Raw genomic sequence first — 24,187 nt, 5'->3', positions numbered from 1 at the left:
GTTGGGTGTCACCAAAAGTAACGAAATTCGTTACTTTCATCTCCATTTGTTTATTGAGTTACTAATTTTGAGACTTTTGAGTAGGTTTTCTTTCCCATGGTTCAAACAGAGGGAACGTCCAGCGACGCATCGCAATAATCAGAGAGGTGCCGTGCTTTTCGTCCATATCGAGAGAGCTATCACTTTGGCAAGCCTGATAAAACTCATCGATGACCTTTTGCAGTTTCTGTTGCAGCTTCTTGTTGGTTGGTACGCTCATCAATCCTGTTGCCATGGATAACTGTTCATCTTCACCAGAAAAGTAGCTTTGGAAAAAGGCGTCTTGAACTTGCTGTTGGAAGAACCGTTGAATAGGGCCGCCCATCTGCCACTTAAATGTCGGAGATATACGCAAACGAATTTTGTTATTTGGCTGCAAGTCGATGATGTTCAGACGATCCAAATGAGCAAGCTTTTGTACCAGTTCCAACTCATTGAAGGTGTATTGTTGAACGACTTGTTCAAACTGATAGCCATTTACAACACAGATCGCCACGAGTAGCAGGGCTTTATCGTCAACCAGCTGCTTTTCTTGCTCTAACGTTAGCGACTCCAGACCTTTATTATGCGCAGCCGCGAGCTTAAACAGTTCCGCCATTTCTAAACCAATCAATTGGCAAATTCGCTCTAAGCGCTCAAGGCTAATGTGTTGACCTTCAGCGAGTAACCGTTTGACGCTGCCTTCACTTAAATCAAGGTGTTGTGCAACATCGATATAATGCAGCCCAGCTAACTTTAGCTGGCGTTTAAGCTCTTTAATTAACGTATGGCTTTCAGACATTTACGCTGTCACCTCGTCGTGTAATTGCTCTATATACGCTTGCATAAAGGCTTTGCGTTTTTGAGCTTCGCGTCTCGCTGACTCCGTGTTCATAGTTTCAGCGATTTTGAATAACTTGGTTTGAAAGTGATCCAGAGTGAATTGTTTATCGTCGAGCTCTCGCTGTTGAGCAAAGATGTCTTTGTCATCGTAAAGTTGCGCATCAAACTCAGTGCTCACTTGTATACAGCGAGTAACGCCAATAGCACCTAATGCATCCAGCCGATCGGCATCTTGAACGACTTTTGCCTCCAATGTGTTGGGTCTGATATTAGCGCTAAAGCTGTGTGCTTCTATCGCATGGGCAATGGCATCATGGTATTGCTGCGGATAATCGATACTTTCTAAAAACGCGACCGCTTTTTTGGCTGCAATGATTGAGCTCTGCTTGCGGTTAGGATGATCTTTCGGATAGGTAAAACAATCATGTAAATAGGCGGCGGGAAGCACAATAGATAAGTCGGCGCCTTCTTCTACAGCCAGTTTTTTTGCAGTGTTTACGACCCGTTGAACATGGCTTATGTCATGCGCCGCATCGACTTGCATCTCTTGCTGCATAAATTCCAAAAATTGCGATTCTATCTGGCTTAATAAGGTCATGAGTTATATCTACAACTAAAGTGAAGGCAGAAGTATGCCGAACGCAGAGAGGAATTTCCAAGTTCAATAGTGTAATTGAGATTTAGCCATCAGAACCTTATGCAACCTGGTGAGTTTCGGGTCATCTTAAATAGCATTTTTGTGCGTTCGGTTGGCTACTGAGGTGGTAAGACACAGAACAGCAGTGACGTTTGCCAATAGCAAAAGGGCCTGAAGATTTCGTCAGACCCTTTTTCGTTTTAGTAGGTACTTTTACGAACCTTAGCGCTTGAACGTCACTTGCTCTGCTTGTTCAAGATGAATATGAGTCGTCGCAGGCTGTGTTTCTGCAATCACTTTACCGTGACGAACAGAGTAGCGAACCGGCACTTGGCGACGTACGGCGTCAAAACCATTTTCTGCAGGAAGAATCAGTAGGCTACCTGGTTTGCCTTCTTCAATTCCATACTTGTCTTGAATGTTCAGTGTACGTGCTGAATTGGTGCTGATCAGATCCAGTGAGTTGTTGATTTGGTCGTAACCCATCACCTGACACACGTGCAGACCCATATGCAGCACTTGCAGCATGTTTGCAGTGCCTAGTGGGTACCAAGGGTCAAATACATCATCGTGTCCAAAGCAGACGTTGATGTTGGCATTCAGCATCTCTTTCACTCGTGTTACGCCGCGACGTTTTGGGTAATCATCAAAGCGGCCTTGTAAGTGAATGTTCACCAATGGGTTTGCCACGAAGTTGATACCGGACATGCGTAATAAACGGAACAGGCGAGATGCGTATGCGCCGTTGTAGGAACCCATCGCTGTGGTGTGACTGGCCGTGATTTTATTCCCCATATCAAACTTGTGCGCTAATGCTGCCAGTGTTTCAATGAAGCGAGATTGTTCGTCATCGATTTCATCACAATGCACGTCGATCAGACGGTCGTATTTTTGTGCTAACTCGAATACGTAGTGTAGCGATTCAATGCCATATTCGCGTGTGAATTCAAAGTGTGGAATCGCGCCAATAACGTCCGCCCCTAATTTGACGGCTTCTTCTAGCAGCTCTTTGCCATTTGGGTAAGAGAGAATTCCTTCCTGCGGGAAGGCGACGATTTGGATATCTACCCATTCTTTCATCTCTTCACGCACTCCTACCATCGCTTTTAGGGCAATTAGGGTAGGGTCTGAAACATCGACGTGGGTACGAACGTGTTGTACGCCGTTTGCTATCTGCCATTTTAAGGTTTGTTTTGCGCGCGCTTTCACGTCTTCAATCGACAGCATTTCTTTGCGCTCAGCCCAACGTTCAATACCCTCAAACAATGTGCCAGAGATGTTCCAACTTGGCTCGCCTGCGGTTTGAGTTGTATCTAGGTGAATGTGCGGCTCGCAGAAAGGCGCCACCGCCATGCCGCTTTCAGCATCGATGGTGTCACCGTTATGATTAAGCTCCACATCGTTGCTTTCAATGCGCTTGAATTGACCATCTTCAATCAAAATTTGCTGCAGACTTTCTTGTCCTTTTAGCGTTACGTTTTTGATCAGTAGTGTTGTCATGATGGTTCCTTACGCTGGCTGTGTAGCCAGTGCTTTTTTGTTGAGAATAGGATTAAGAATCAGGAAGCTAATTGCGCCGCCAAGTACAGCGTTAATCGGCACTACGCCAGGCAGGAAGTGTCCCGCACCAACGCCAATCACGACAGCGATAATGCCAGCCCAGTTAACGTTTTGGAATTGGGCGGCTTCAAAGTTTGCGTAGCGTTTACGGTTCGTGAAGAAGTCAGCGATGATCACACCGCCAATCGGTGGAATTGCCAAAGATAAGAAGGTCAGCCAGCCAACAAAGTTATTGTAGAGCCAGAGAGCGCAAAGTGTGCCAACAAGACCGTTCGCCATTGAGATGTATTTACTTGGTAAGCCCGTGATGTTGGAAAATCCAAGACCCGATGCGTAGAGCGCGTTGTCGTTAGTCGTCCAAATGTTTAATCCAAGTACGATGATGGCGGGAATTAATAAGCCTTGCGCAATCATCACTTCAGAGATGTCTGATTGACCAGTCACCGACGCACCTGCCGCGCCAAAGATAAACATTAACGAGTTACCGATGAAAAATGCCACCATTGTGATCATCACAGCGCTGCGCGGCTTTTTGCCAAAGCGCACGAAATCTGCCGTTAATGTACCAGCACTGACAAAAGAGCCGACAACCATCGCGAGAGCTATTGAAAAATCGAGTGGCTCGGTTGGTTGAACCTGTTGTAGTTCGCTAATACCGCCAACGCTATTTACTGCCTCGATGACAGAGTAGCCGCCAAGTAGCGCAATGGCAGGAACGGCAATTGCTGACAACACCATCAGTGCTGAGATGCCAAAGTAAACGGTCGCGGTCATGAGCAAACCGGAAACGAGGATCAATGTATTGGTATCGATGCCCGTTGCTTTATGCACCGGAATCGCAAACATCGCGACACCAACTCCAAACCACCCAACTTGAGTACCACCAAGAAGAGCAGAAGGAAGCCAAGATCCTTTAGAACCAAAAGAGAAACGAGCAAGAAGGTGAGTAGAGAGACCAGTAGAAGCGCCGATGTAACCGAGGAAAGAAGTGTAAATACCGAGGATTAGGTTACCGATGAGAACAGCGAGGAAAAAATCATTAAAGGAGAGCCCAGTACCGAGAGAGCCACCTGTCCACATACTTGCGGAGAAAAAAGTGAGTCCTAACATCACCATGGTTAGTGACGCCACGCCTTTTCTGGCCGTGTCGGGAACTGGTCCAAGACTGTAGTTATTGTCTCCAGCCATTATTACCTCCGCACATTGAAATGTTAAATTATAGCGCCTGGTTTTCAGGCAAACGGCGCGTATTATCGTGATGTAAATTTAATAGTCAATGATAAAATTGCAATTTAAACGTTTGCTTGGTTTTTGATGTCTATTTTTTCTTTTAATAACAATGGCTTAATTTTTTACTTATAAAGGTAAAAAGTTTGTTTTTACGTGTTTTATATGATTTATAGACAGGTTTTCTATGTGAAATGAATGTTTTGAATTGCTATTTATGTTTATGGATTAAATTTATTTATAACTCTAGATTGTTCAGTCGATTTCTATGAAAAGAAAACGATTTCATGATGAGCGTTTTGGTTTGGACGTTATTTTTTCTTTTTTGGGTATGTTTTCTTGGTTTTATTTTATGTAGGTAATTTGTTTTTGTTGAAGCTGGTATTTCTAATAGTTTAGTGGGCGAATATTTGAATTTTATAAACAGTAAACAATCTGTTGTGGGCAGGAAAAGTACAACCGAGCTCGGTCAGAGGATAAGAGAGCAATAGCCACATAAAAAAATAGCCAACCGCAAAGAGTGCGATTGGCTTATATACATGTGAACAAAATCAAGTTCACTAACAACGTCAGTTGGCTAGGTGACCCTCGGCTTAAGAAGGGTCGATTTATATAATGCAGTTACTGTGCCAACTTTAACATGCCCTAAAATACGTAGTTTCTGTGACATGCGTTGCTTAAAGTTTGAGTTTGTTTGCAATTTGCAACTGCGTTATGCAATTTGACTCTATTATGCTAATGATTGATTAATAAACAGTGGACTTTTTAGAGCATGACTAAACTCGCCGTTCCCAAAAAGGCGAAAAAACCAACCACATCTGTCACCGTCGTTAGAATAACCGAACCTGCTAAGGCTGGATCCAATTTAAACTTATCCAAAATAATGGGTATCAACACGCCAAATAAAGCAGCGGTAATAATGTTGACGATAATGGCCAGCGCGATGGTTCCACCTAAAACTGGCGATTGGAACCACAATCCGGCTAACCCGCCGATGATTAGCGCCCAAGCAATGCCGTTCAGTGAGCCAATACCCAGCTCATTTTTTAAGAATTTGAATCGGTTACCTGGGGTAATCTGATTAAGCGCCATCGCACGAACCATTAGAGTCAGCGTTTGGCTGCCTGCAATGCCACCCATCGATGCAACAATTGGCATTAGTACGGCCAAAGCCACCACTTGAGCAATCACGTCTTCAAATAGCCCGATAGTGACAGACGCTAAAATCGCAGTCAGCAAATTGATGCCCAGCCACACGCCGCGTTTTTGCGAGCTTTTTAATACTGGCGCAAACAAGTCATCGCCTTCATCCATACCAGTACCAGCCATTAAGCGCGCTTCGTAGATTTCACGTTGCGTACTTAATGCAAATTGCCAATCGACTTCACCAATCAGAGTTTGGTCTGCATCAGTCACAGGCAGAGCGGGCAGTGTGCTGTGCTCTAATGCTTCTACCGCTTCGGGAAGCATCATCTTACTGTCTAGCACCGTCACCGCTTCAATAACGAGTGTTTTCAAGCGAGTATCAGGATCACTACGTAAAATTTCGTAGTAATTGACTGTCCCTCGATACTGTTTATTACGGTTGATCAGGTAGACCTGTTGAGGCGTGTCGTAGCTATAGCGCTCCATTAACTGCTTAGCCGTTCCAATCGTAATATTAAAGGGCAGGGTGATGATTTTACGCTCAGCCCAGTGGCCGAGCTCTTCATCTTCATATTCGTTTGCCTGATCGTAAAGCTCTAACTCATCTTTTTCGATTAACGCGAGCGCTTCGTTGATGATCGACTCAGGCAACGAATCCGCCCATTCGATCAGCGATAAGTTATCAAGTTTAGCGAGGGTGAGTTTTAGCTCGACTTCAGATAATGCATTGATGATAGAAAAACGTACGTTGGCACGCATTTCCGTTAACACGTCGATATGCAGTTCTAGTGGCAAAGCTCGCCATAAGCGAACACGATCATCGATTGGAAAGGCTTCCAGAATTAGGGCGACTGCGCCAGGTTCGAGACCCGCTTCAATAGATTCATTGAGCGTTGCGACTTGATCCGCTTCTTCGGCTTGGCCAATTTGCTGGATTAGAGTGGAGAGATCTTGAAACTTGCTCACCGAGTACCCCGATAGTTAATTCGTTTTATGGAAGTATGGCATGTTATTGAGATGCACAACTATGCATCTTAACCTTGCTCAAGGTACTTGAAAGTAACAGAAAAACAATAGGCTATTCGCTGTTGATAGTGAGATATGGCTGTACCAATTGGCGAATGTTCACTTTTGCGCCAATTCTCGCTGCGAGCAAATACATGCCACCAATTTTACGATGTAAAAATAGGGCATCGGCAGGTGGGGTATGCCAGTACTCTTGTTCCATGCTCAAAATAGTGCCAGCTTCGCGAAGTTTTTGCGCTAAGCCACTGGCTTTAAAATCATATGGCTCATCAACTAACATGGGTTCACATGCCATTTTTACTAAATCGAGAATCGCTTGGCGCTGATCAGGTAAGATGGTTTGGCTGAAGAAGCCAATTTGTTCAAGCGCGTCATTCAAGCCTTGTTCGTCATTATTCATGACGGACGCAAAGGCTTGGCGATAGCCGGCACTGAATCGTTCGCTGTATTCGCGAGTTGCACCGAAATCTAACAAGCCGATTTGGCGAGTACTTTCAATGTACAAGTAATTGGCGAAGTTAGGGTCGGTTTGCACCATCTTGAATTCGAACAGCTCTCTGAACAGCAATTCGAGCAAACTGTGCATGACAAAATCTCGCGTACTTTGATCATAATGTTCGATGTGTTCAATGGGTACGCCGTCAATAAACTCCATGGCGAGAACGGAGTCTGAGCAACTTTCAGTGTGAATCTTTGGTACGACAAAATGAGGATGCTCCTTCAAAGCATCATGGTAACGAATCGCAAATTGCGCTTCTCGGGTGTAATCGGCTTCATCATGCAGTTGCTTTTTCGCTTCTTCGAGCAATCCTTTGTAGTCGACAGACTCGGGAATCAACCCAACGACCTTGAGCAGTGTACCGACATTATCGACGTCGCTATCAATACTTTTCCGTATGCCCGGATATTGCACTTTGACGGCTAGGTTATCGCCCGCATCGCTGTAGGCTTGGTGCACTTGTCCTATTGATGCACTGGCGATTGGTTTGAAGTTAAATGATAGAAACTCAGCTTTCCAATTCGTTCCAAGCGAACTTTCCATTACTGCGTTGAGTTGTTTTGCAGGCATTGGGTCTGCGTCGGAACGAAGACGGGAAAGAATATCGGCAAGTTCAGGTTCTAAAACATCACCAGCATCCATTGAGAGCATTTGACCAAGCTTCATTGCAGCGCCACGTAGGTGAGCAAGTTGGTCGGTTAAACGCGCGATGTTTTGCGGCGTCAGCAATAGGTCTTTCGCTTTTGGTTTGTTGCCTTTGGCTATCTGCTTCGTGCCTTCTGCAATCACATTGCCTGCGACACGGGTAGCAAGTGAGGCGAATTTGCTGAATCTTGAGATGCGATGGGTAGGTAGGCTTCTTTCCTTTGCCGACATGAATCTTCTCCGCTATTTACTAACTAATTGTTATACGGGAAAAGGATGTGTTTGGATACAAATGAAAAAACCGCCAGCGAAACTGGCGGTTTGTGAGTTTAGATGGAGTAGAAGAAGTACAGCTGAGACTTCATTCGAATGATGATCCCGCGAATCACATCCAAGAAGGCCATGAAGCCTATCGGTTTTTCACCGCTGACCCATGCGAGGCCAACAGAGCCAACAGGAATGTCGTAGCATTCTGGCTCATCAATCTTAAGACGAACAAAGTGGTGTTTGTTCTGTAAGTTCTTGCCGGTTGTAACGCGAACAGAATCATCGAAACCCAGCAGATTACCTTGTGACTCACCTGTTGCTTCAACAATGCCTTCGACGGTCGCTGAGAAGATCTTGCCTGGGTAAACGGACGAAGAGAATTCCGCAGGTTGACCCGGTTTGATGTTACGAATCGCCTGGTGGTTGACTCGCATCAGCACATACTTCTCGTTAGTGTACATATTAATACGTGGCATCATCGAAACACGCTGACCTTCACGCAGGATAAAGTTGGTGACAAAGCCATCTGTTGGGGCATGAACTTTGGTGCTGTTCAAATCCCATTGCGCTTTTGCAATTTGCTCTTCAGCTTGGCGCAGTTCGGCTTGTTTGGTTTCAACTGCGAGCTCTGCTTTATGAATCGCCAGTTTTGCGCGGGAAATATCGACTTGTTTCTTCTTAATTTGAGACTCAAGGGTCAACACGTAGTGACGTGCCATATCAACCGCACTCGATTGTTTGTCGATGTCGCTTTCCGTGATGGTGTTTTGCACCACTCGGTTTTGCTCAACATAACGATCTAGCATCTTTTTCTGCAATTTGTAGTCAACGTTCGCCGCTTCCAATTGGCTCTTTGATGTTTCTAGATCTTGCACCAATGCTTGATGATTCGCTTCTTCAATCTCGATGTCGCCTTTTGCCGTAGCTAATGCGACTCGTGCAGAATCGGCGGATACGTTCGCCTGATTTAATGCGATTTCGTATTGAGTTGGGTCAAGTTCATAAATAAGCTGACCTTCTTTAACTTGTTGATTTGGCTTAATGTAAATGTGGTCAACTTTACCCTTCACATTGGTTGAATCTGGACGCAATTGGATGTGTGGTGACTGCACGACAGAACCACCGGATAAATCCATCGGGGTGAAGTTAATCAAACCTACCCATACGAACATCAGCCAACTCAAACCGCCAAGATAAGCGAACGATTTGGTTGCTTTGTTCCAAGGCATGCCAACCAAACGCAGCAGATAGATGAAGAGAGCCCATACCGCTAAACCTTCTAACATTACGCTTCCTCTTTTGGCTGTGTTTCTGTTTGCGGTTTACTTCTCCATGTATCACGCAGATTGATGATGGCTTTTTCCATATCAACGAATGCAAAGATAACAGCTAGCACCCAAACCCAGTGCCAGACAAACCCTATCCAGGTGAGCGCAGTGATGAGCCCTATCTGATGATGGTCTTTGCTGTGCGCCTTATTAATTGGCAATTCATGGATTTTCCAAAAGCCGTAACACGCGCCCGCGACACTCGCGATTAAAACGACAGCAGCGACAACATGTAACGCTGTATCTGCACCAGTTCCGACAAATGGGACACTCAGTAAACTCATTAAACACTCCTCTATCAAACGGTTGGCGTATTGTGATCTGGATTTGATTTAGGTCTTTCTTTGTGACAGATTCAATCAATAGAGGATTAAATTTGATGTGATTGGTAATGAAGACGGTTCGATTTATTCGCGCGATGGGCATTCTAAACATGCATAACCTCGCGTTATCTAAATATAATTTGGGCTCGGATGAACTGGGGATTCCGTCGTCGGTATTTCACAACCCAATGACACTGATCCCGCTAAAAGCCGTCGCAGAATGGTATCGTTGTGTTGAACAAGCCAGTAGTGAACCAGATGTGGTTTTGAGTCTCAGCCGAGGTATTGAACTGCAAAAGCTTGGGCCTGTGGGACGCTGGCTATTTTCTGGGAATGATTTAGCCAGCGCGATTCGACGCGTTAATTATGGTGCGAGTAACTTACAATCTGGGGCATTTTTTGCTGGCGAACAGTCGGGCAAAATCATCAAATGGACTTACCACAATCCGTTTATAGAAACGTCAGTAAAGGTGCACGATAGTATCCGCTGTGCGGTATTTATGATTAAAGTGCTACGCGAATTTCTTGGTAAAGACTATCAGCCTTTGCGCGTCAAGATTTCAGGGTCGAGAAAAAATACTGAGCGATACAGGGAATATTTCGGCTGCGAGGTGGAATGGAGTCAGCCAAAAACAGAAATATGGATCCCGGGAGATGACCGATTAGCTTCCCGCCAAGTGAGCCATCGCGAAGACAGCCGTCTAGCGATGAGTTTTTCCGATTTGGATGATTTGCTTAATATGCCCGACCCAGAAGATGAGTTGAAAGTGATTTATGAAGTGGTGAACTACAGCAGTCATTATGGATTGCCAACGTTAGAGCGCGTTTCTTCTCTGCTTGATTTATCTGAACAGCAGTTTCAACGTCGTTTGCACAAATTAGGCCTCAACTTCTCGATGGTATCCGGCTATGTATTGAGTAATGTTGCGGCTGGGTTATTGAGTAAGCGCGTGAGTATTGATGACATAGCCATGCGCCTTGGTTACACCAATGTGGCGAGCTTCAATCGTATGTTTAAGAAACATCGTGGATTAACGCCCAAGCAGTATGCGGGAAGATTAGAAAAGTAATGCTTCACTTGTCTTTATGAAAACAAGCAATAAAAGCCCTCAAGGTAGAGGGCCTTGCTATTTTTGGTGTTGTTTAATGTAATGGCTATTTCTTAGGGCGCCAGCTTAGTGCACTTGCAACAGCGCCGATGGCAATCACATCCTTTTTTTGTTCACTAAGTTCTGGGAGCATTTGTACCGCAATGGTACCGTTCGTCTGTACAGCGGCAATTTCTTGTGTGCCTTCCTTAAAGCTATAACCCAATGGAATGTCTACCGCCATCATGGCGTCGGGACTAGTATGTACGGTTTCTACATTAAAGTGGGTGCTGCCGATACGCACTACGCCAGTCTCTTTTTTCTCGAAGCTGATGTCGATGAGAGCGGATTTTGGCTCCATAGCAAATTCTCCCACTTTGACGCCATCTTGGGTGATATCACAGGTGTAAGGATCATTCCCACCAAAATCGACGCCCATGTAGTTAACCGACATACCGCCTCCAGAGCAGCTCAGAAGCCAAGTTTCCCCGTTGTCGATACGAGTAACTTCTGCGCCCATCGTACCTTCTTTGAAAGAGATATGGTTAAACCAACTTGAGTTAGAAGCACTGCGTGAATAGTTGCCTTTGTACTTACCAGCAAAATCAAAATGACCATCTGCACCGAATCCCCAAAAATCTCCGTCGGTTTTGATCAGCATTTCTGGTTGTGCTTTTACGGCATCAGTACGATCCATGACGGCTAGGCCACCACAACCTGCAAGGAGTAGGGGAGCGAATAGAGTAAGTTTCTTCATGTTTTTCATCGTTTATAGCTCGGTTACATCTAAGATTTGGTCGGTGAATTGGATCTTTTGAATGTCGTACAACTCGTCAGTGCCTGTACTCGGGCACTTAACAGAAACGCTCTTTGCTTTGATAACAGTACATTCTGCCAGTTTGTGTGGCACGATATAGGTGTTGATACCACCTTCACCATAAATGCTGTTGTCTTTGCTGTTGCCTTCAAAGGTATTGTTTTGGTCATTACCGATGACATTCATTGCGTCGTCGCCAATGATCTTCACTCTTGTCAGCCACTGAGATTTGTAGGTGTATGCTTCTATCAAGCCGTCTTTGTTGGGAGCCATACGGAAGGTAGGCACAGTGCCTGGATTTGTCTTTTCTGTGTAAAGTTTGACGCCCGCAGAGTCGATGTTCGCGGTGTATTGCAAGTATCCGTGGAATAAGCCGCTGATCCAATCAACGGCTTGTGGATCTTGAGTTTGCATTTCTTCACGTGTTAACGCTTGGTAGCCATCTAAACCTTGCCCGTTTGCTTTTGCTACACCCATGTAAGCTTCAAAAGCGGCAGCAAAGTATTCGTGAGAATATGAAGGGCCCGTTTGTTTAACACTTTCAGGATCGAAGTCGTCCGATTTCCAATCGTCCCAGTCATACTGAGTTGGGCGCCACACCGTCGGTTTGCCCGCTTGAATATCGTTATAGATTTTTAACGCATGAGCTTGAATGTCATTTTGCAGTGCCGCAGTCCCCGTGTTAGGTGCAATACCTTGCGCTTGGACCAAGTGTAAAATTTCTTCAAAAGCGGCGTCTCGTTCGGCTTTTTTACCAAGATTGGCACAGTAATCGGCAAAATTACTCATGTAATGGCAATCGCCTTCAACTGTCAGTTCTCGATACATCAGAGATTGGCTGTTCCTTAGCCAGTTTGGTGTTTCTTTACTATTTACTAATGTTGCCACGATAGATGTGACAAGTGTATCCATATCATCTTCGTTAAGTACCATCATGCTTACAACAAACTTTTCTAGAGAACTCGTATCAAAAGAGTGTGCTAAGCCCGAGTTTGTCACTGCATCGTTCAACTTGTCTTGGCGAATCAGTTCGTTGATAAAGATTTTGGTTAGCATCTCATCATTCTGTTCGTCGTTTTCGGTCAGCATTAGTGTGGCATCACGCTCGGCTAATGTCTTAGCGATACGAGACTTGTCAGCGCCGTACTTAGAGTCTGGTTGGTTTGTGAGAAGGTGTTGGATGATTTTGGCTGCACGAAAGATTTTTTCATTATTCGCACCGTCATCAACAGCCACAATGTGAAATGCATCATTATTATTTGCTTCAGAAAGGGAGATTTTCACATAGTGGGTGAAGCCCGCATCAGCAGCCACTTTTAACTTGGCTGGAAGCTCTGTAGAAACGACAGTTGGGATTGTGACAGTGCTCAATGTTGGCGCTGGTGGTGTTGGAGGTGTCGTTGTCGATGGTTTCGAATTAGATTCACTGCCGCCGCAAGCAGTTAGACTTATCGCGCAAAATATGGCTAAAGGTGTTAATTGGGAATATCTCATTTCATGTTACTCGTAGACTTTATTAGAGCAAGAAACTTAGAAGCAACATAAAGTCCTGTCTATATAAGCAAATTAAGTCATATATATTGATGTTGTTTTTTGGTAAGGGCTATCATTCGATATATTTAAAAATATAGTGGATTTTTATTCCGAAATTTATTTTTATGTGAAGCTATATTCTGCCAATAAATAAAACATCAGGTTATTGCATGGTTTTAGGGGCGTAGAATGATTAGGATTATCGTATATGTATGGTTTGTAAGCGTATGTAAGCCTGCTTTTTATTAAAATTATCACTTAAGTGGTTTGCGCAGTATAGGACGAGCGATATACTCCCTCCATCATATTGGTGGAGTAAATGATTCATGGTGGGCAATACAATCTTACTGGTAGAAGACGACTCTGAGATTGCTCGATTAACCAAAATGTACCTCGAAGCCGAAGGCTATACAGTAACCGTTATCGACAACGGTCAAAATGCATTAGAAACGATTCACGGACTCAATCCGGACCTAGTGCTGTTAGATTTGATGTTGCCGGGAAAAAATGGCGCAGAAATATGCCAAGAGGCACGTAAATTTTATCATGGGATTATCATTGTTTTGACTGCAACCGATGATGAAATGAGCGAGGTGAGCTTATTTAAGTTCGGTGCTGATGATTACCTTACCAAACCGATAAAAGGCAATATCCTTCTCGCCCGTATTGAAGCGGCGTTGCGTCGCTATCGTCGTCAAGTTGATACCGTTGAAGAAGAAAAGCTGAGCCGATATGGCATTAGCCTTTGTCTTCGTCGCTCCCAAGCATTTTATTTGCAAAAAGATATTGGTTTAACGAGCTCTGAGTTTGAAATTCTAGAGCTCCTGATGCTGAATGTCGATAAACCAGTATCTCGTGAATCATGTTGCCGTCTTGCCAGAGGCATTGAATACTGCATTACTGATCGTTCGATTGATATGCGTATATCCTCACTAAGGAAGAAATTCTCTAAGGCTCATATCCATACTGCTACCATTAAGACCATACGTCACCACGGCTATATGCTGACAGGTAAATGACGCATGTTTTCCCTGTTTACTCGTCTATATGTGGGGTTAGTTACTGGCCTTGCGCTGACTGTTGCTTTGTTTCTCTTTATGGGGGAAGAGTACATGCGCAAAACAGAAGTCGGTGTTTTTTTGAGTGATGGTGCTTATTTTGTCGATCAATACATTGAGCAACGAGGCACTCCGGATTCTCTCTATAAGAAGTTAACCGAAAACGGCAAGCAAGATTTCTTTATCTTTGATTTAACATTGGTTGAAAACTGGGACGGATCACCGCCTTGTCGAGATTGTAAGCTGCTGTACCGAATACAAGGGATACCTGTTTATCTTATTGATGGCAGTACCTATGCCGCGGTATTCCCTTTACCTAACACCTCGAAGAGTTTAGTTTTCAAAGAAAAAACGGATTTCTTTAGCCCAGATGTTGATTGGAATGAAGATTCTGAGATTGTATTTATACTGACTCTACTTTTGGTTGTTGTGTGCAGTTTAGGTGTCATGGTTTACATACCTGTACGACGTCTTGACCGCCAAATTCGGCAACTAACGGCTGCACAACAACAATTTGGTTCTGGTGAGTTGAATACGCGAGTCGATCTAAAGCAATTTTCGCAACCCGTGAAAGAGCTCGCCCAAGGCTTCAACAACATGTCTGAAGAGATTGAGAGACGAGTACGCCAAACACACATCTTTACTCAAGCTATTCCTCATGAAGTGCGCACTCCGCTGAGTCGTATTCAGCTAGCGACGGATTTAGCTAGGCGCACGAGTGGTGAAATGCAGGCAGAGTTACATGACGATATTGAACGATACGTTGATGTAGTGACGGATTTAACGTCCGACATTGTCATGCTGTCTCGCTTGAGTGTGAAAAACCATTCTTTGAGCGATTCTGTTGAAACCATGGAACTGCCTCTTTGGTGTAAAAGCCGCATGAATTACCTAGGCTTAGAGTCCACCATGTTGAGAGCAGAAAATGAACTCGCGAACCAATTGATTCACTTTCAGCCTACTTTGGGTAACCTCGTCCTCGATAATTTACTGCAAAACGCCAAGCGTTACGGTGAATCCTGCGTTGAGGTGACGATTCGAATGGTAGCGGATTGCTGGAGCATCGATATTGAGGACGATGGTCCGGGCATCCCTGAAGCGATGCGAGAAGAAGTATTTATGCCATTTTCGCGTTTAGACAAAAGCCGCAACGCCGACATGAAAGGCTTTGGTTTAGGGCTTGCCATCGCTACCAGTGCAGCGAGGCAACTGGGTTGGGAGCTTTCCGTCGGCGAGAGTCACTTAGGCGGTGCACGTTTTACGGTGCTTATTCCTGCCAACGATTAGAGTAGGCACTGCGGTAGTCTGGTTCAGCGATACCTTCATACAAATCTTCACAAGCTTGCAGCGGACCTACGACGGTTCGGTAGGGTAGGACACCTGCCCAAACAGGAATATCCATGTCTTCCGCATCGTCGTTGACGCCAAAATTGCTGATTTTCACAGATGCCTCTGTGAGTGGGATACGCAGCAGCATGGTGGCTTTGAGCTCTTTTTCATTACTCAAACGGACTTGTTTTGTTCTCCCTGGAGCGATCTGTTCGATAAAGTGATTCAGCAACCTGTCTTTTTCTTGGTTATTCTCCACCATCTCAAACTGGCCAAAGACCACGGCGCTACGATAATGCGCACTGTGGTGAAATGCACTTCGAGCCAATACCCAACCATCAAGCAAAGTAAAGGTTAAGCACGTTTGCACTCCTTGTTTGAGTGAGCGTAACAGTCGACTGTTGTTGGCACCATGGATATACACGTAATCATCGACACGCCATGCCAGCATAGGGATGACCACAGGGCCTGACTCGTTGGTTATCGCAATATGAGCGATTAGGCTTTCATCTATGATGGCGTGCAGTTTGCTAACATCAGAGACGGCTTTATGTGCGCCTTTCTTAATTTCCGTTCTATTGGTGTTGGATAGCATTTTCTCTCCTTGTTTGCTCACGATTACGAGCGATTGATCCTCATTCTTTGATTGCAATGTAGCGTTTAACTGGTAGCTTAAAGAGAGCCACTTTTAACTAATGGATGGATCCAGTTTGTCTTTGATTGATATCGGTGACCTGCATTTAAAAGACAGTGATGGAACGCGTCAGCAAGCGTTGTTTTTTGCTATTCGCAAGAAAATTGTTCAAGGATTGTGGGTGAAGAATGGGAAGTTGCCTTCTACGCGGAAGCTTTCACAAGCGCTTAATCTAAGTAGGAATACCGTGATTTCTGCTTACGAGCAGTTAGTGGCGGAAGGTTACTTGAACAGCCAAAAAGGTTCGGGTTTTTATGTTGCCGTAGAACTGCCGGAGCAGTACTTGCCTGAACCTAATTCAGTTCAGAGAGACTCATCACCGAAAACTCACTTTGATATCAACCTTGCATTTGCACCAGGTGTGCCGGATCTGGACGCTTTCCCGATGGCACAGTGGCAAAAGCTAGTTGCTCGCCACATGTCCCGCCCCTGCTTGTTGGGGAATCAAGATATTCAGGGTAGTTGGGCATTGCGCTGTGCTTTAGCTGACTACCTCGCATCAAGTCGTTCAGTGAATTGTTCCCCAGAGCGCATTATTATTACCTCTGGGGCGCAGCAAGCGTTGTCAATCGCGACGATGGTAGCTCTAAAACAAGGTGATAAGGTTCTGATGGAGCAACCAGGTTACGCGCAAATGCGGAAGTTGATTCAGTTCCAAAACTATCAATTTGAGCCTTTGTTCGTAAGAGAGAAATTAGGTTTTGATGTGGAAGCTGTGACCTCAAGCGATGCCGATGCGCTGTATATCACACCAAGTAATCAATATCCGATGGGGACCACACTCAATACCGAGCAAAGAGGAAAGATCATCAACTGGGCGGTCGAACAATCAAGTTGGATCATCGAGGACGATTATGACAGCGAATTTCAGTTTGCTCATCGTCCCTACACCAGCTTACAGGGGCTAGCCGCTCAAATGGGTCGAGATGATCGTGTGTTGTATGTGGGTTCCTTCAGTAAAGTGATGTTTAACGGATTGCGGCTTGGCTACCTTGTGGTTCCTGAACGTTTAGTAGAGCAATGCTTAGTGGTTAAAGATGCGTTAAGTGGTGATTCACCGATGCACACTCAAGAAGCGTTGGCAGATTTTATTACCGAGGGTGGGTTGTTGCGCCATATCCGAAAAATGCGCCGACTATATAAAACCAAGCATGAACAGGTGCATTTATCCATTCAACAGCATTTTGGCGACAGTGTTTGCGTCGTTAGCCAAGCGGCGGGACTTCATATTACGTTGAAATGGCAAAACGGTATGGATGAGCTGCGTTTTACAAAACTGGCAGAACATGAAGGGATCATCTTGCGACCTTTGAGCTATTATGAACATCCAGGTTTCCAAGCACGTCACTGGCATGGTGCTGTGCTTGGTTATGGCAATATCGCGTTAGAGAACATAGACGCTGGTATCCAACGTTTAGCCCTAATTTTTCGACATGGGAAGCAGTGACTATTCAACTGCGCGTGTTTGTCGTTTATGTCGCCACTGTTTCCAAGGCAGTAAAAGTAGAGTGAAAATGCCAAGTGCATAAAACATTGACCAGCCTAAACATATAAAAACACCGGTACAAAGCAGTAGAGAAAGTCCCGCAAGCGCTTTACCAAACCCACGAAGCAATTTATAAGCGGCTAACATCGCCAACATGTAAACCAAAACGAATACACTATTTGCTAGTTTTAGGAAAAACTCCAGATCGAGCTGCGATAGCGTTCCTATCACGCAAGATATTAGCAGTACGCCGCCAACTAATAAGGTGGCTGAGAAAGGGACACCACGACGCGAAATCTTGGCTAGTGGACTGTAAGGACGATGTTCCCGAGCTTGAGCCCAGACCATTCGCGCTAGGCTTTGTGTGTATAAGTTAACGCTCGCGAAACAAGCGGAGAATCCGATCAAACTGATTATCCATTTGGCCCCATCGCCAAGTAGTTGAGCACTCAACCATGGAATCGATGCATTATCGAATTGAGAATTACCATATGCACCAAACTTTAAAATAACAACAGAGCAAGCCCAGTACGTAGCTCCCGCTACAAAACAACCGACAATAATGGCAATAGGGAAGTCTCTTTGAGGGTTTTTGAATTCTTCCCCCATATGAGCAAAAGCCTCTATGCCAACAAAACACCAGAACATCACGCCTAGCGCTGCGGTAATAGGCCAAATTGACTCTTGTGTGATAGCTGGCATCACGAGATCGGCGCTGTTAACGTCACCTTTCCATAAAAATGTGCCAACGAGCGCAAAGACACTCAAAGCAATAAGAGTTTGTAAATGACCTGATGACTTAGTGCCCATCAAGTTGACGAACACAAGAAGTAATACCGTTAGAATTTGTGCAAACAGATTATTGCTAATAGGCTCTGGCAATATTTGCTGTAGAAAGCCTGCGGCGAGTGCAATCGCGGCCGGAACCCCTACCGGAATGACACTAACAAATAGCCAAGCTACACTACTTTCCAGCTTGGCGTTAAATGCTTTACGCACAAAAAATGCGGTTCCGCCCGCGTTGGGATATCGCTTGCCTAGCTGGGCAAAAGTCAGCGCAATAGGACAAATGGCGATGAATAATAAAATCCAGGCCCATAGTGAAAAATGACCCGCTATGCCTGCTGCAATAGCTGGTATCATAAAAAGACCCGTTCCCATTAATGTTGTGGATAGTTGGGCGATACCGGATGTGAGTGAAATGTCTTTTTTGAGCTGTTCCATGCTAATTGATTCATCCAATGTTGTAGGGCTTATGACGAAAACGCTTGTGGCTTCTAATTATCTCATTTATTGGAGTTTAATGAGCCCGCTAGTGCGCTGAGTGCATAAGAAGCGTATTTGATTTCAATGCGTTATCGCTCTTTTATTTGAATGGATAACGGTGCTCATCTCATGCTTACCAAATAGCATATCCAAAATCTTAATAACAAAATGATTTACTGAACCGTCAATATGACGGTTGTTTTAAATATTTCCAACAAAATGTTGGTTTCTTATGCAGTTAGAATCGGTATAGAATGAGAAAAATAAGGAAAGCTTGGTAAGTATATGGACAAGTTTGATCACAAGATTGTGGATCTTCTCCGACACAACGCTCGGCTGTCGGTGACTGAAATTGCGGATAAAGTGAACCTTTCTCGTTCTGCGGTGACGGCTCGTATTCGTAAGCTAGAACATGACAAAGTGATTCTCGGGTATCACGCTGAAATTGCCTCTTCAGGCGGGGACTCGATTTGTGCTTATTTTGCTCTAAAGTTCGATAAATCTACATCCACGTATTATTGCGAATCATATGCCGACGAACTATACAAAATCGATGGCGTAAAATGGTGCCATGCAATCAGTGGTGAAACGGATATGATGGTTTTTGTCGAAGTACCTACGATGACTCGTTTGAACGAAATCAGAGATCAAATTCAACGTTACCCAGAGCTAAGGCACCTCATGACTCATACCGTTTTAGCTGAGTTCTTTAATACGAGTGGCAACCAGTTTGTGAAATAAGCATCATGGGTGCCATTATTTATTAAACCTTCTTGAGCCGGTATGTTAAACAACATCAATTTGAATCTACTTAGGTCCTTGCATGTACTTTTAGAAGAGTGTCATGTCAGCCGAACTGCAGAACGTTTGCACATTACTCAGTCTGCGGTTAGCCGACAGCTTGCACAATTGCGCGATCTGTGTGGTGACCCACTGCTTATTCGTCAAGGTAATCAGCTGATACCAACCCCGCGAGCAATAGCATTAAAATCAAAGCTTGATGCGTTACTGGCTGAGTTTGACCATTTACTCGATGACAAACCTTTTGAGCCGCAACTGTGGCAAGGCGAGCTGGTTATTGCCTCAAGTGATTACGTGGCACAATACGTTTTGCCCGATATTGCATCTCACTTAGGTGAACAAGCACCACAATTGGATTTGGCGTATCGACTGTGGCAACTAGATTTTATCGATAAGCTTCACGAGTTAGGAATCCACCTTGCTTCTTCTATGTATCCCACTCAGCCTGAAGGTGTATCTAGCATCAATATTGGTTCTGATAAGTCAGTTTGTTTGATGAAGGCGTCTCACCCTTTAGCTGGTAAGGCTTCGATTTCTATAGAGGACCTCATCAGTCATTCGCATATTCAAGTGACGGGTGGGGGAGACAAAGACTCAAGTACTGATATGGCACTAAAAGACAGGGGGCTGATGCGTCATGTTACCTTTAAAGTGCCTTTTTTCTCTGCGGCGGTAAATCGTTTGGTCTCAAGTGACCACTTGATGGTAGTTCCGGAGCACATTGCAAATAATTTGGCCAAGCACTGGCCTTTGGTTCATAAAGCGCTTCCTTTTGAGACACCTACCCATGAATACTGGCTGATGTGGCATCCTAAATACGACAATGATCCAGCTCATCAGTGGGTGCGAGAGCAAATCCACGCGGTGATGAAAATATCGGAATACTCCATTCATTAGGTTATGATTTTAAATCATGACTTTTATGCGAAACTTTGATTTCAAATTATAGCTCTTCAATTGATAGATTGAGTTCAAATGGAGAGAGGTTACTTATGACACTAACAGTTTGGTTATCACTTTTTACCGTGTGTTTACTCGGTGCTATGTCTCCTGGGCCTAGCCTAGCGATTGTGGCAAAACATGCCCTGGCTGGTGGACGCATCAATGGTTTGGCAACGGCTTGGGCACACGCTTTTGGAATTGGCGTTTATGCCTTTATCACGCTGATTGGCCTCGCTGTTGTTTTGCAGCAAAGCCCGATGTTGTTCAAGACGATCAGCCTTGCAGGCGCGGCATATCTTGCATATTTAGGGTTCAATGCGCTGCGTTCGAAAGGCGGTGTGGCGGCGAAGTTGGAGTCAGGCGAGGAAACAACGGTAAGCCAGTCTGCTCGAGAAGGTTTTTTTATCTCGATTTTAAGTCCTAAAATTGCTTTGTTTTTTATCGCATTATTCAGTCAGTTTGTAGCGCTAGGTAATGATTTGAGCAATCAAATGATCATTGTTGCTACACCATTTGTTGTGGACGGGCTTTGGTATACCTTTATCACCCTAGTGTTATCAAGCTCTAAAGTGGTGGACAGAATTCGTTCTAAAGCAGTGTTAATTGATCGTTTGTCAGGGATTGTTCTCATGCTATTGGCACTTCGAGTGGTCGTAACCGTATAAGTTTGCAAAGACAACAAAATATTAAAGGCAGCCCGGACGGCTGCCTTTTTCTGCTCTCAGTAAACCCTCATATAATTTACGTAATCTTGACGCTAAATGCAGCTAAAGTTAATACTATCAATAGTGTTACTTTGGTTCACATTATCATTTGTAGTAAGCGCAGCTTTCCAACGCACTGTTATAATTAGAACGAGAGCCACTTAACGTTAATACTAACAGTGTCGCATATTAAGTCGAGAATGCTTTATTGGGTAAAACGGACTTTCCTCTTACTTATCCTATGAAAGGGGTAGAGACTTCATGACCGTTTAGAAGGTGAGAGAGCAATATGCAAAGAATAGTAAATCTAGCTCTAGTAGTAATTTTGACCAGTGTTTGCAGCGTTGCTTGGATATTTCTTTCAACAAAGAGCATATGGGTGTTTTTTGAACTGTTTGTATTCACGATGCTTGGTTTTGGGCTTTTGTACGCGCTACTACAAAAGGTTGATCCTCAGCACTTTGACTTCGTTTTAAATCACATAGAAGAAATAAAGAGAGAAGGCAGAGAAGCTTGCCAAAATGGGACCCCGAAAGAATCTAACCCATACTCTGGTGTTGATGGTGATTTGTGGGAGGCTGGCTACACAGCCTCTCACAACACAAAGATAAAACAATAAGCCGCTAGTTGCTTATTTGAGGTTGTGCTTTTCAAAAAAAGCACCCTGCCATTGTAAAGACAGGGTGAAAGCAAGAAGTTTCTCAGGAGCAGTCGGGGGAGAGAAACTTATATAAATTCTATTTACTTATCGGCGAACCTCTTCGAACTCACCTTCGATAGCATCGGCTTTACCAGTATTGAATTCATACTCTTCATGCATTTCTTTCTGCATTTTCTTCACGCGCTTCTCAATACGCTTGCCTGTAATCAATGCTGCGATGGTCAACGGAATCGCAATGATCAAGCTAAATACTAATGTAAAAAAGCCCGTAATCAGTGCCAGTGCGGTAACAATAATCCGATTCATAATCATGACCTCTCTGTAATTCATGTGTTCAGATTAATGCTGTGAACATGAACAAAACATGAATGATAGCCTTCACTTTGTCCGGAGAGTGTCAAATGAGCGAAATGAAAAAACGCCTGAGGGTGATCAGGCGTATAAACGGGGAAAAATATTAGTAATGCGCTTCGCGCTTATTATTTAGAACAAATATGAGATATTGTCCGTTACGCTATGTGGTTAACGTTGTGGAGCAAAGTTCACCTATCGAGGGAATGTTTGGTAACGAACACCCATCATTTGTTCCATACAGTGCACAACCTGGCAGCTGTAACCGAATTCGTTGTCGTACCAGATGTAAAGTACGCAACGTTTGTCTTGTGCGATAGTCGCTTGACCATCCACGACGCCTGCATGGCGAGAACCAACTAAGTCAGTTGATACAATTTCTGTTGAATCGGTGTAGTCAATCTGTGCCGAAAGCTCAGAGTTCAACGCCATTTCACGCAAGTAATCGTTCAGTGAATCACGGTCTACGTCTTCACCTAAGTTTAGGTTAGCGACTGCCATCGAAACGTTTGGTGTCGGTACGCGAATTGCGTTACCTGTTAGCTTACCAGCTAGCTCTGGCAGTGCTTTTGCTACTGCTTTAGCTGCGCCAGTTGAAGTTAGAACCATGTTCAGAGAAGCACTACGTCCACGGCGGTCACCAGAGTGGAAGTTGTCGATCAAGTTTTGGTCGTTTGTGTATGAGTGCACGGTTTCGATGTGACCAGAAAGGACACCATATTTATCATTCAGCGCTTTAAGAACCGGCGTGATTGCGTTTGTGGTACAGCTCGCTGCAGAGATGATGGTGTCATCTTCTTGAATAACTGATTCATTTACACCGAATACAACGTTTTTGATATCGCCTTTACCTGGTGCCGTTAGCAGCACTTTCTCTGCACCTTGACACGCTAAGTGTTGGCTTAGGCCTTCAGAATCACGCCAAACACCTGTGTTATCAACAACAAGCGCGTTGTTAATACCGTAAGCAGAGTAGTCCACTTCGCTTGGATTGTTTGCGTAGATGATTTGGATGTAGTTACCGTTAACGATCAGAGCTTTACGTTCCTCATCGATCACGATGCTGCCGTTGAACTGACCATGGACTGAGTCACGACGCAGTAAGCTAGCACGCTTCTCTAAATCGCCTTTTTTACCGCCACGAACCACAATCGCTCGCAGTCGTAGTGGGTAACCTGGGCCACTTTTCTCGATCAGAAGGCGAGTTAGTAGTCGACCAATGCGACCAAAACCGTAAAGAACTACATCACGTGCTTTCAATGAAGAGTCTGCATCGCGTGCGCCATCAAGTGCAGTGATAAGGAAATCATTTAGAGAGGCAGTATCGTCATGCTCATTCCAGTACTTAGTTGCCAATTGGCCAACGTCGACACGACACGAAGAAATGCTCATTTCACATAGCGCTTGAATGATAGGCATCGTGTGCTCAAGTGAGAGTGGGCTGCCTGTATAACGTCTTGCAACGCGATGAGTTTTGAGAATGTCTATAGTAGTAGCATTGATAAGCGTTTTACCAAACAGAACCACTTCGATTCCTTTTTGACGATATAGCTTACCAATTAGAGGGGAAATAGATTCAGCAATCGTTTGGCTAGTTTGCCAGTCTTGGAGATATTTCTCTGGACTCATTGTTGTATTAGACCTTTCACGTTTTGGGGGCTAACCATACTCTCTGCTGTTGCCTCTTCGGCAGCGTGCAAGAGTGTGGTGGGTTATGTAATCGGGTTGTAATAGTTATGTGTGCGGATTCTAAGGTCGGAGCCCTTATTCTGCTAGGAAAATTAAATCCAGTGTAAAACACTAGTTAAGGTCGTGTTAGTGGTGAATTAATGTGACTAAAGCGGTGGTTTTCACGTATTGACATTTAAAAAGTCATCCACTTTTTTCGCGATGATAATGTGTGTTTTCAAATTAGTTTTGTTGTCACTGTGAATTCGT

22 protein-coding genes are annotated in these 24,187 nt (G+C 44.4%); 8 read left to right on the top strand and 14 right to left on the bottom strand.

The window, feature by feature from the left end; all coding sequences use genetic code 11:
* Nucleotides 1-61: 61 nt before the first annotated feature.
* The 8 genes from NL644_RS06640 to NL644_RS06605 form a co-directional block, all read right to left on the bottom strand.
* Nucleotides 62-820 (bottom strand): helix-turn-helix transcriptional regulator, encoded by a 759-nt coding sequence (locus NL644_RS06640; protein ID WP_145472746.1) that lies wholly within the window; start codon nt 818-820, stop codon nt 62-64.
* Nucleotides 821-1,459 (bottom strand): HD domain-containing protein, encoded by a 639-nt coding sequence (locus NL644_RS06635; RefSeq protein ID WP_031780539.1) that lies wholly within the window; start codon nt 1,457-1,459, stop codon nt 821-823. It lies immediately after the preceding gene.
* Nucleotides 1,460-1,720: 261 nt separating this feature from the next.
* On the bottom strand, nt 1,721-2,998 hold the full coding sequence (locus NL644_RS06630) for a cytosine deaminase (RefSeq protein WP_114323379.1): 1,278 nt from the start codon (nt 2,996-2,998) through the stop codon (nt 1,721-1,723).
* Nucleotides 2,999-3,007: 9 nt separating this feature from the next.
* Nucleotides 3,008-4,246 (bottom strand): cytosine permease, encoded by a 1,239-nt coding sequence (codB, locus tag NL644_RS06625; protein ID WP_114323378.1) that lies wholly within the window; start codon nt 4,244-4,246, stop codon nt 3,008-3,010.
* A gap of 804 nt (nt 4,247-5,050) precedes the next feature.
* Nucleotides 5,051-6,397, bottom strand: a complete 1,347-nt coding sequence (locus tag NL644_RS06620) for a magnesium transporter (protein WP_114323377.1) — start codon at nt 6,395-6,397, stop codon at nt 5,051-5,053.
* 112 nt (nt 6,398-6,509) lie between these two features.
* On the bottom strand, nt 6,510-7,832 hold the full coding sequence (locus tag NL644_RS06615; RefSeq protein WP_114323376.1) for an AarF/ABC1/UbiB kinase family protein: 1,323 nt from the start codon (nt 7,830-7,832) through the stop codon (nt 6,510-6,512).
* 98 nt (nt 7,833-7,930) lie between these two features.
* Nucleotides 7,931-9,154 carry an HlyD family secretion protein gene (locus NL644_RS06610; RefSeq protein ID WP_114323375.1) on the bottom strand — a complete coding sequence of 408 codons (1,224 nt, stop codon included), beginning with the start codon at nt 9,152-9,154 and terminating at the stop codon, nt 7,931-7,933.
* On the bottom strand, nt 9,154-9,480 hold the full coding sequence (locus NL644_RS06605; protein ID WP_046875867.1) for an MFS transporter: 327 nt from the start codon (nt 9,478-9,480) through the stop codon (nt 9,154-9,156). The genes NL644_RS06610 and NL644_RS06605 overlap by 1 nt, the downstream gene beginning before the upstream one ends.
* 107 nt (nt 9,481-9,587) lie before the next feature.
* On the opposite strand from NL644_RS06605, the gene NL644_RS06600 reads away from it, so the two are divergent.
* Nucleotides 9,588-10,589 carry an AraC family transcriptional regulator gene (locus NL644_RS06600; RefSeq protein ID WP_114323374.1) on the top strand — a complete coding sequence of 334 codons (1,002 nt, stop codon included), beginning with the start codon at nt 9,588-9,590 and terminating at the stop codon, nt 10,587-10,589.
* Between the two features lie 85 nt (nt 10,590-10,674).
* Here the strand turns inward: NL644_RS06600 and NL644_RS06595 are convergent, their stop codons facing one another.
* Nucleotides 10,675-11,364, bottom strand: coding sequence for a hypothetical protein (locus tag NL644_RS06595; protein WP_046876149.1), 690 nt, complete (start codon nt 11,362-11,364; stop codon nt 10,675-10,677).
* A 12-nt stretch (nt 11,365-11,376) separates the two neighbouring features.
* Nucleotides 11,377-12,918, bottom strand: a complete 1,542-nt coding sequence (locus NL644_RS06590) for a hypothetical protein (RefSeq protein WP_114323373.1) — start codon at nt 12,916-12,918, stop codon at nt 11,377-11,379.
* 365 nt (nt 12,919-13,283) lie between these two features.
* Between NL644_RS06590 and NL644_RS06585 the strand changes: the two genes are divergently transcribed.
* Both NL644_RS06585 and NL644_RS06580 read left to right on the top strand, forming a co-directional pair.
* Nucleotides 13,284-13,976 (top strand): response regulator transcription factor, encoded by a 693-nt coding sequence (locus NL644_RS06585; protein WP_025546713.1) that lies wholly within the window; start codon nt 13,284-13,286, stop codon nt 13,974-13,976.
* Nucleotides 13,977-13,979: 3 nt separating this feature from the next.
* The gene (locus tag NL644_RS06580) at nt 13,980-15,302 is read left to right on the top strand and encodes an ATP-binding protein (protein WP_114323372.1); all 1,323 of its coding nucleotides are present in this window, start codon (nt 13,980-13,982) and stop codon (nt 15,300-15,302) included.
* Here NL644_RS06580 and NL644_RS06575 read toward each other — a convergent pair.
* The gene (locus tag NL644_RS06575; protein ID WP_005396375.1) at nt 15,283-15,939 is read right to left on the bottom strand and encodes a pyridoxamine 5'-phosphate oxidase family protein; all 657 of its coding nucleotides are present in this window, start codon (nt 15,937-15,939) and stop codon (nt 15,283-15,285) included. The two genes, NL644_RS06580 and NL644_RS06575, sit on opposite strands and share 20 nt — an antisense overlap.
* Nucleotides 15,940-16,039: 100 nt before the next feature.
* Between NL644_RS06575 and NL644_RS06570 the strand changes: the two genes are divergently transcribed.
* Nucleotides 16,040-17,485 (top strand): PLP-dependent aminotransferase family protein, encoded by a 1,446-nt coding sequence (locus NL644_RS06570; RefSeq protein WP_114323371.1) that lies wholly within the window; start codon nt 16,040-16,042, stop codon nt 17,483-17,485.
* Here the strand turns inward: NL644_RS06570 and yjeH are convergent, their stop codons facing one another.
* Entirely contained in the window at nt 17,486-18,748 is a 1,263-nt protein-coding gene (yjeH, locus tag NL644_RS06565; protein ID WP_114323370.1) for an L-methionine/branched-chain amino acid transporter, read from the bottom strand. It lies immediately after the preceding gene.
* A 327-nt stretch (nt 18,749-19,075) separates the two neighbouring features.
* Here yjeH and NL644_RS06560 point away from each other — a divergent pair, with 327 nt between their 5' ends.
* From NL644_RS06560 to NL644_RS06545, 4 genes are all read left to right on the top strand, one after another.
* Nucleotides 19,076-19,531 (top strand): Lrp/AsnC family transcriptional regulator, encoded by a 456-nt coding sequence (locus NL644_RS06560; protein ID WP_253658203.1) that lies wholly within the window; start codon nt 19,076-19,078, stop codon nt 19,529-19,531.
* Nucleotides 19,532-19,573: 42 nt separating this feature from the next.
* Complete coding sequence (locus NL644_RS06555; RefSeq protein ID WP_104972357.1) at nt 19,574-20,488, top strand: LysR family transcriptional regulator; 915 nt, start codon at nt 19,574-19,576, stop codon at nt 20,486-20,488.
* A 95-nt stretch (nt 20,489-20,583) separates the two neighbouring features.
* Nucleotides 20,584-21,198, top strand: coding sequence for a LysE family translocator (locus NL644_RS06550; protein WP_048624827.1), 615 nt, complete (start codon nt 20,584-20,586; stop codon nt 21,196-21,198).
* A 418-nt stretch (nt 21,199-21,616) separates the two neighbouring features.
* On the top strand, nt 21,617-21,856 hold the full coding sequence (locus NL644_RS06545) for a hypothetical protein (protein WP_237308774.1): 240 nt from the start codon (nt 21,617-21,619) through the stop codon (nt 21,854-21,856).
* Between the two features lie 126 nt (nt 21,857-21,982).
* Here NL644_RS06545 and NL644_RS06540 read toward each other — a convergent pair whose 3' ends face one another.
* On the bottom strand, nt 21,983-22,204 hold the full coding sequence (locus tag NL644_RS06540) for a hypothetical protein (RefSeq protein WP_005397748.1): 222 nt from the start codon (nt 22,202-22,204) through the stop codon (nt 21,983-21,985).
* A gap of 240 nt (nt 22,205-22,444) precedes the next feature.
* On the bottom strand, nt 22,445-23,878 hold the full coding sequence (locus tag NL644_RS06535) for a glyceraldehyde-3-phosphate dehydrogenase (RefSeq protein WP_006741169.1): 1,434 nt from the start codon (nt 23,876-23,878) through the stop codon (nt 22,445-22,447).
* Nucleotides 23,879-24,187: the final 309 nt, after the last annotated feature.

Source organism: Vibrio sp. Y10_XG_PY6 (assembly GCF_024181795.1).
GTDB lineage: Bacteria > Pseudomonadota > Gammaproteobacteria > Enterobacterales > Vibrionaceae > Vibrio > Vibrio diabolicus.
Note: the sequence above shows the minus strand (reverse complement) of the source record. Positions and strands in the feature narration are given on the sequence as shown.

Bases quoted from the DNA above. Each gene is read 5' to 3' on its own strand.
- NL644_RS06560 (WP_253658203.1), top strand. From the start codon at position 19,076: ATGGACAAGTTTGATCACAAGATTGTGGATCTTCTCCGACACAACGCT.
- NL644_RS06595 (WP_046876149.1), bottom strand. From the start codon at position 11,364: ATGAAGAAACTTACTCTATTCGCTCCCCTACTCCTTGCAGGTTGTGGT.
- NL644_RS06555 (WP_104972357.1), top strand. From the start codon at position 19,574: ATGTTAAACAACATCAATTTGAATCTACTTAGGTCCTTGCATGTACTT.
- NL644_RS06535 (WP_006741169.1), bottom strand. From the start codon at position 23,878: ATGAGTCCAGAGAAATATCTCCAAGACTGGCAAACTAGCCAAACGATT.
- NL644_RS06600 (WP_114323374.1), top strand. From the start codon at position 9,588: ATGAAGACGGTTCGATTTATTCGCGCGATGGGCATTCTAAACATGCAT.
- NL644_RS06585 (WP_025546713.1), top strand. From the start codon at position 13,284: ATGGTGGGCAATACAATCTTACTGGTAGAAGACGACTCTGAGATTGCT.
- yjeH (WP_114323370.1), bottom strand. From the start codon at position 18,748: ATGGAACAGCTCAAAAAAGACATTTCACTCACATCCGGTATCGCCCAA.
- NL644_RS06615 (WP_114323376.1), bottom strand. From the start codon at position 7,832: ATGTCGGCAAAGGAAAGAAGCCTACCTACCCATCGCATCTCAAGATTC.
- NL644_RS06635 (WP_031780539.1), bottom strand. From the start codon at position 1,459: ATGACCTTATTAAGCCAGATAGAATCGCAATTTTTGGAATTTATGCAG.
- NL644_RS06550 (WP_048624827.1), top strand. From the start codon at position 20,584: ATGACACTAACAGTTTGGTTATCACTTTTTACCGTGTGTTTACTCGGT.
- NL644_RS06575 (WP_005396375.1), bottom strand. From the start codon at position 15,939: ATGCTATCCAACACCAATAGAACGGAAATTAAGAAAGGCGCACATAAA.
- NL644_RS06580 (WP_114323372.1), top strand. From the start codon at position 13,980: ATGTTTTCCCTGTTTACTCGTCTATATGTGGGGTTAGTTACTGGCCTT.
- NL644_RS06630 (WP_114323379.1), bottom strand. From the start codon at position 2,998: ATGACAACACTACTGATCAAAAACGTAACGCTAAAAGGACAAGAAAGT.
- NL644_RS06570 (WP_114323371.1), top strand. From the start codon at position 16,040: ATGGATGGATCCAGTTTGTCTTTGATTGATATCGGTGACCTGCATTTA.
- NL644_RS06610 (WP_114323375.1), bottom strand. From the start codon at position 9,154: ATGTTAGAAGGTTTAGCGGTATGGGCTCTCTTCATCTATCTGCTGCGT.
- NL644_RS06640 (WP_145472746.1), bottom strand. From the start codon at position 820: ATGTCTGAAAGCCATACGTTAATTAAAGAGCTTAAACGCCAGCTAAAG.
- NL644_RS06540 (WP_005397748.1), bottom strand. From the start codon at position 22,204: ATGAATCGGATTATTGTTACCGCACTGGCACTGATTACGGGCTTTTTT.
- codB (WP_114323378.1), bottom strand. From the start codon at position 4,246: ATGGCTGGAGACAATAACTACAGTCTTGGACCAGTTCCCGACACGGCC.
- NL644_RS06605 (WP_046875867.1), bottom strand. From the start codon at position 9,480: ATGAGTTTACTGAGTGTCCCATTTGTCGGAACTGGTGCAGATACAGCG.
- NL644_RS06590 (WP_114323373.1), bottom strand. From the start codon at position 12,918: ATGAGATATTCCCAATTAACACCTTTAGCCATATTTTGCGCGATAAGT.